General features: G+C 42.1%; 6 protein-coding genes. 1 reads left to right on the plus strand and 5 read right to left on the minus strand.

Annotation, left to right across the window (positions count from 1 at the left end):
- On the plus strand, positions 1-193 hold a 193-nt coding region (locus DP116_RS29535), incomplete at its 5' end, for a photosystem I reaction center subunit XI (RefSeq protein ID WP_246275716.1).
- A 162-nt stretch (positions 194-355) separates the two neighbouring features.
- Here DP116_RS29535 and gmk read toward each other — a convergent pair.
- The 5 genes from gmk to DP116_RS19875 all read right to left on the minus strand — a co-directional run bounded on the left by gmk (position 356) and on the right by DP116_RS19875 (position 5,490).
- Positions 356-982, minus strand: coding sequence for a guanylate kinase (gene gmk, locus DP116_RS19855; protein ID WP_169156813.1), 627 nt, complete (start codon positions 980-982; stop codon positions 356-358).
- A 164-nt stretch (positions 983-1,146) separates the two neighbouring features.
- Entirely contained in the window at positions 1,147-1,416 is a 270-nt protein-coding gene (gene remA, locus DP116_RS19860; protein ID WP_017319267.1) for an extracellular matrix/biofilm regulator RemA, read from the minus strand.
- Between the two features lie 409 nt (positions 1,417-1,825).
- Positions 1,826-2,482, minus strand: coding sequence for a PsbP-related protein (locus DP116_RS19865; protein WP_169156814.1), 657 nt, complete (start codon positions 2,480-2,482; stop codon positions 1,826-1,828).
- Between the two features lie 309 nt (positions 2,483-2,791).
- Positions 2,792-2,956, minus strand: a complete 165-nt coding sequence (locus tag DP116_RS19870; protein WP_169156815.1) for a hypothetical protein — start codon at positions 2,954-2,956, stop codon at positions 2,792-2,794.
- 620 nt (positions 2,957-3,576) lie between these two features.
- Positions 3,577-5,490: a thiamine pyrophosphate-binding protein gene (locus DP116_RS19875; protein WP_169156816.1), complete on the minus strand. Its 1,914-nt coding sequence runs from the start codon at positions 5,488-5,490 to the stop codon at positions 3,577-3,579.
- Positions 5,491-5,815: the final 325 nt, after the last annotated feature.

Below are 5,815 nucleotides of genomic sequence, written 5' to 3' on the forward strand. Positions count from 1 at the left end.
ATCTCTGTATGGCAACACTAACCCTCCTCAACCAAACGTCACTGTCACCACACCCAATCCTCCAGATGCTTTTAAATCTGGTGAAGGTTGGAATGGCTTTGGCAGTGCTTTCTTAATCGGTGGTATTGGTGGTGCAATAGTTGCATACTTTTTGACTAGTAATCTAGGTTTAATTCAAGGTCTGTTTGGTTAATCAGTCATCTGAGGCATGGGGTCATAAGACCTCTATCAAAAAGCTGCTAGACAGATGATCAAAAATAAAGGACGCCAGGAAAAAGTTATGTAAACCTTTTTCTTGCGTCCTTTACTTGTGAGTTTACCTCCAGCAGCGTCATAGGAGGGTTTTACCAAATAATTATCCTGAGCGTCTTGCCAAGGAGTGTTCACTCAGTATGGCTGCTTCTATGGCATTGAGAGCCCTTTCAAAATCGTCATTAACGATTTTAAGATTAAACTCATCAGCAGCAGTTATTTCTTCTTGAGCACGGCGCAGACGACGGGCGATCGCCTCGTCTGAATCCTGTGCCCGACCACGTATTCGTTTTTCTAATTCACTCATAGAAGGCGGCAAAATGAAAATGCTGAGGGCGTTAGGATAAGAAGCGCGAATTTGTCGTGCTCCTTTGAGCTCAATTTCTAGCACAACCCTTTTGCCAGAGCGAATTTGGTTAATTACGGCTTCTCGCGGAGTACCGTAATAATTACCAGCAAATTCTGCCCACTCCAGTAATTCGCCAGCAGCAACCAATTCTTCAAACTCTCTACGGCTAACGAAATAATAATCTTTGCCGTTCGTTTCCCCTGGACGAGGAGAACGAGTCGTCACGGATACAGAATAATGGAGATCCGGATGACGCTGTAAGAGCGATCGCATTAAAGTGCCTTTGCCAACTCCACTTGGACCTGTCAAGATAATCAGCTTGCCTGTTGGCGGGCATTCCTTAGTAGTAGCACCACTTTTAGTGCTTATAACTTGCATCATCCGTTTAACCTGTGAATTGATCAGTAGATACTATTCATTTGCCATGAGTCGGACAACTCCTGACTAACGAAATTTTGTAGCCTGGGTGACATAAACCCACTGTTATTCACATGTTACTGCTGGTATGGCGCAAATAGGCGTGGGACTATAGATTTAACCTTTGCTCAATTATCTACAGCTTGATGGTGATCACGGGTGATCACAAAGCGATTCGCTACCGTTTCCGGTTGAATCGCCGAAAGAATAACATGACTGGAATCAGTGATAATAACAGCCCTAGTGCGGCGACCGTAAGTTGCGTCGATCAGCTGACCGCGATCGCGCGCATCGGTGATGATCCGCTTAATCGGGGCAGACTCTGGACTGACAATGGCAACTACTCGGTTGGCAGACACAATGTTGCCAAAGCCGATGTTGATTAACTGAATGTCCATAAAAAAACTGACGCTAAACGTGGTGAGAAAAGCTTTCAAAGAACTATTTTCCATGTTATCCACAAAAAATAGCAGTTACAACGCTTATACTCACGTAAGTCTTCGTTTTTAAGTTAATGAATGCCTTTTTTAGCTATTTCTGAGCCAAAGATCCTAAAAATCTACCTAAAGGAATAGGCTAATCCAATTTAAAAAATGATTGCTACACATGTATGTTGGGTAGAGTGCGTCAACCCAACCCCTACAACGCTTGTAAATGTTGGGTTGAGTTTTGCTTTGCCCTCGCCAATCTATGTATCTACGCATTTAGGAATCATTTCTAAAATGAAAAGAAAATCTTTACCAGCTATTCCCCGTGCAGTGCGACTTGAAATCAAAAAGACAGAGACAATTTTTTAGTGTTAGTTCATCAATCTAAAACTTTGAAGGAGGAGTGCATCTTTTCAATAACAGGTATATAGTTTGAATTATTCGTTGTGTAAAAAGTAGCAATACAAACGGTATTGTTATCTTTATAAGGTAATAAAGTCATTACTGTTTCTGTCTCTCCACCAGAATACCACAGCCTAACAGCATTTTTTCCATCAATTTTCATATTCTCTTTTTTGACTAGCCTATCTCCATCTTCTTGAGAGAAGGTGAGGTGTTGAGTGAAACTTGTTTGAAAGTTTTCTGAAATAATTTGAACATCAGTTTTAATAAAATCTGGCGGAAAACCTCCTTCACCTGTTGTTGTCATTTTTTGATTTGTAATATAAGCTAATTCTCTATGGCTTCTTGTGATAAACCACTCCAGGGGATAAGAAATTGAATATACTTTGTTCTCTACATAAGTTTTAAATTTTGCGAGAACTGAATTAGCTTGATACGTTGTAGCAGTAAAAGGGTTCCGCCTTGTGCTTATCTGTTGATCAGTAGAGGGCGAGTGCCCTGTCATCATCTGAGAATATGGCTCATCAAGATGCGGCTTGAGCTTTGCAGTAGCCAAAGTTTGATTAGCGAAAGCCTGAACACTTACAAGTGTTACTGCGAGCAGGAAAGTGCCTACCCAGTTAAGTCTTTTCATGATTTTTGTCCTCAATCTTTGGGGTTATAAAATGAATAAAATGTGACAATTTTGAATCTTTGATTTGAATAATCAAAGCTGCTGCGTTTGCTAAATCCTAATTGGATTGTCATTAGCTTGTGATAGATAAACGCATGACTTTCTCAGTATTCTTATCAAGGCATTCCATATTAAATGGATAACACTTCCACTTACCTACCGTTTTCAGTCATAGCTTTTAAGGAAGTGAATCCTGATGCTTTTGTCTAGAGAATTAAATAACCTGGACACCCCTATTTATCTTGTTAGAGTACCCAGTGAAAGTGTTGACTAGAGTAAAGTTGAGCAGAGATTTTTTTGATCCTCTTTCCGCGATGAGAGTCCTATAGTTATCAGTAGCAAAGTACCAGCATCTGATTTATTGACATAAGCATTTTGACTGTGCATCACTGCTTTTAGCACCAGTAAAGCAGGTGTTAATTTGAATATTTTCATCACCATATTTCTATAAGGTGCTTTCACGATTTGTCCGTTAGCGTATTGATTTTATTCTTGAATAGGTTGGCTAAAAGCAAGCAAATAGTTTTCTGATACAAAGTTATTTAAGTAACACGGCGATGACAAGTAATACCGATTCAAAAAATGTTTGCGACAGATACCCCACCCGCGCTATCGCGCACCCTCCCCTTGCCAAGGGGAGGGTAGGGAGGGGTTTAACCGATGTGTTGCATTCTTTTTTCAAATTGGTATAAACGGGTATCATTTGTAAATGACACCCTAATATCAATGCATCAATATAGATTATTAGTTTGTTGTTATAAAATAATCAAGTATAAATGATAACAAAAGTTAGGATCAATTCAAGAGCGTACTAATCAGATGATTCTCCTCCATCAGGTTATAAAACAATACCGTTGCTGTTAAGGATTGTTTTTGGAGATTTCATACGTGTAGAACTTTCGGATGCAACGTAAGATTGCATTGGTTATTGTTCTTGCAAATTATCTTATCAGCAACCGTTCTGAACCCTCCGTTTGGGTTATAAAAATCCCCCGCAGGCTAAAGCCAAACGGAGGAAAAACGACACATTCTTAGTAAAAATGGAAATAATGCGATTAACCAATAAGTTCCTTAACTTTATTGATGATGCCTTCAGGGTCGATTCCTTGATGCGGGAACTGTTCCCATAAACCACCACAACCTTCTTTGTGAGTTCCCAAGTGGGCAAACTTTGGAGTCAGTCCCCGTTCAAGTAACCAAGTACCAAAACGGCTACCCAATCCTGTGCGGCGGTTGAAAGATTCAACAACCAATACAAACGGTGCTTTACCAACTTTCGCAAGCGTTTGTTCATCAATAACGTTGAGTGTTGGTTTATTAATTAAGCCGACATCAATTCCTTGCTGTTTGAGACGTTCCACCGCATCGACTGCACGGTATAATGCTTCACCAAAGCTGATAATATAACCAGCAGTTCCTTCACGCACAACTTCATCTTTTCCAGGAGTAAAGGTGTAGCCTTCGCCGTATAACTCTTTACCATTTGCATCGAGAATATTCGGAGTTTTGGAACGGGTGGAGAAGATAAATCTTAGTCCCGGATCAAAGAATACTGCTTCGACACAAGCTTTCATTTGAGCGGCGTCAGCGGGGAAGTATAGCTGTGTTTCGTAGCCGTCATCTAAGCCATTGTCGGCAAAGAAATTGTTTATCCCGAAGTGACAGGTATTATCCGCCATGTCATCTACGCCAGAGTGAGAGAAGTGACACAGGACGTTGGAGTAGTTCAGCCGCGCCATTGTGATTTCTGAAACGCACATCTCCAAGAATGCGCTGAAGGTGCCAAAGATACCCTGCTTACCTTTTTCCATACCAAAACCAGCAGCAGCGGAGAAGTTTCCCCGTTCCATGATGCCGGAACTTACAAAGATTTCTGGGTAAGTGTCGTGAATCTTCTTCAGTCCGCAGGAGCCTTCGAGGTCACTATCGATACACATGACCTTTTCTTTACGCTCGGTTTCACTCAAGCGACTGAGGACGGACACCACAGCTTCCCCAAACACGTTGCGGTTGGAACCCCATTTGTCGCCAGAACCGATGAAGCTATAGGTGTTCTTGGGTTTTTCAATGCTTTTGAGGAATCTAACGGCTTCAGTGAGTCCGCGCTTTTCCAAGTAGGCGATCGCCTTATCCGCTGGAATCACATCATGACCATGAGTCGAACCTTCGATACCTTCAATTCCCACAGCCATCTTGCGCTTGTTCACCAAAGCTACTGGTCCATCACTCGTCACTGCTTCACAGATACGACGATACAAATCATCCAAGTCTTCGCCGTCTCCTTCATTCACGCTCAATCCATGACCAGCTAATGTCTTACCGACACTAAATCCTGGTAAGTATTCCGAAGGATGTCCGGCGATTGTGACATCATTATCATCGATAATGAGCTTGACATTAAGATTCTTGGCAACTGCTAAACGTGCTGCTTCTGCATCGTTCCCTTCCTGCTGGGAACCGTCAGAACCGAGACTAAAAACCACCTTGTTGGGATTTGCCAGTGCGACACCATTGATGTAAGGCCAAATGTGTCCCAAGCGTCCGGAACTGAACTTCACTCCGGGTGTCAAGCCGAGTTCCGGGTGTCCAGGTAGTTTTGCATCAGCTTCGCGGTAATGAACAAGTTGTTCAGCGCTTAACTCGCCATGCAATACAGCCATGAGGTATTGAGTCGCAACGCGGTGTCCAGCTTCATCAAAGAAAATTGGCACGAATTTATCAGGTGCCCCCCGGAATAAGGCATCAAGGATAACGACCTCTGGTACTGTATCATAAGCACCACCAGTGTGACCGCCTACACCCCTAGCAGCACCTGTGGCTGTGAAGAAAACAATTGCATCGCGACAGAGTTGAATATTGGCTTTGAGTGTCTCCCGTTGCTCATTGGTTAGAGTTGGATTGGCAGGGTTTAGTGCTATTTGCTTGTACGCACCAAGGTTTATAGGAAAGCTAGCTGTAGCAACAGTCATGGTTGATATTCCTGTATGTAGATGAATGACACAAACAGAACCGTCCTCTTCGACGGTACACTGCAAGGGAAAATTATATTGTTATGGTTGATTGCAACAAACACTTCGTGAACACTCGCGGATCTAACATATGCCCTATGAGCAAGCTAAGCAAACACTCATTCAAAATTTAAAAAAAGTCCAATCAAATAACAAGTTATTTGTAAGTATAAATGCTTATGACACTTTCGGAACAAGAAAAATAAAGAAAATAAAAAATTTTCACTGATAGAGCCAAGTACGGAATAGGGAACAGGGAACAGGGAACAGGGAACAGGGAACAGGG

The organism is Brasilonema bromeliae SPC951 (assembly GCF_012912135.1).
GTDB classification, from domain to species: Bacteria; Cyanobacteriota; Cyanobacteriia; order Cyanobacteriales; family Nostocaceae; genus Brasilonema; species Brasilonema bromeliae.

Bases quoted from the DNA above. Each gene is read 5' to 3' on its own strand.
- DP116_RS19865 (WP_169156814.1), bottom strand. From the start codon at position 2,482: ATGAAAAGACTTAACTGGGTAGGCACTTTCCTGCTCGCAGTAACACTT.
- DP116_RS19870 (WP_169156815.1), bottom strand. From the start codon at position 2,956: ATGAAAATATTCAAATTAACACCTGCTTTACTGGTGCTAAAAGCAGTG.
- gmk (WP_169156813.1), bottom strand. From the start codon at position 982: ATGATGCAAGTTATAAGCACTAAAAGTGGTGCTACTACTAAGGAATGC.
- remA (WP_017319267.1), bottom strand. From the start codon at position 1,416: ATGGACATTCAGTTAATCAACATCGGCTTTGGCAACATTGTGTCTGCC.
- DP116_RS19875 (WP_169156816.1), bottom strand. From the start codon at position 5,490: ATGACTGTTGCTACAGCTAGCTTTCCTATAAACCTTGGTGCGTACAAG.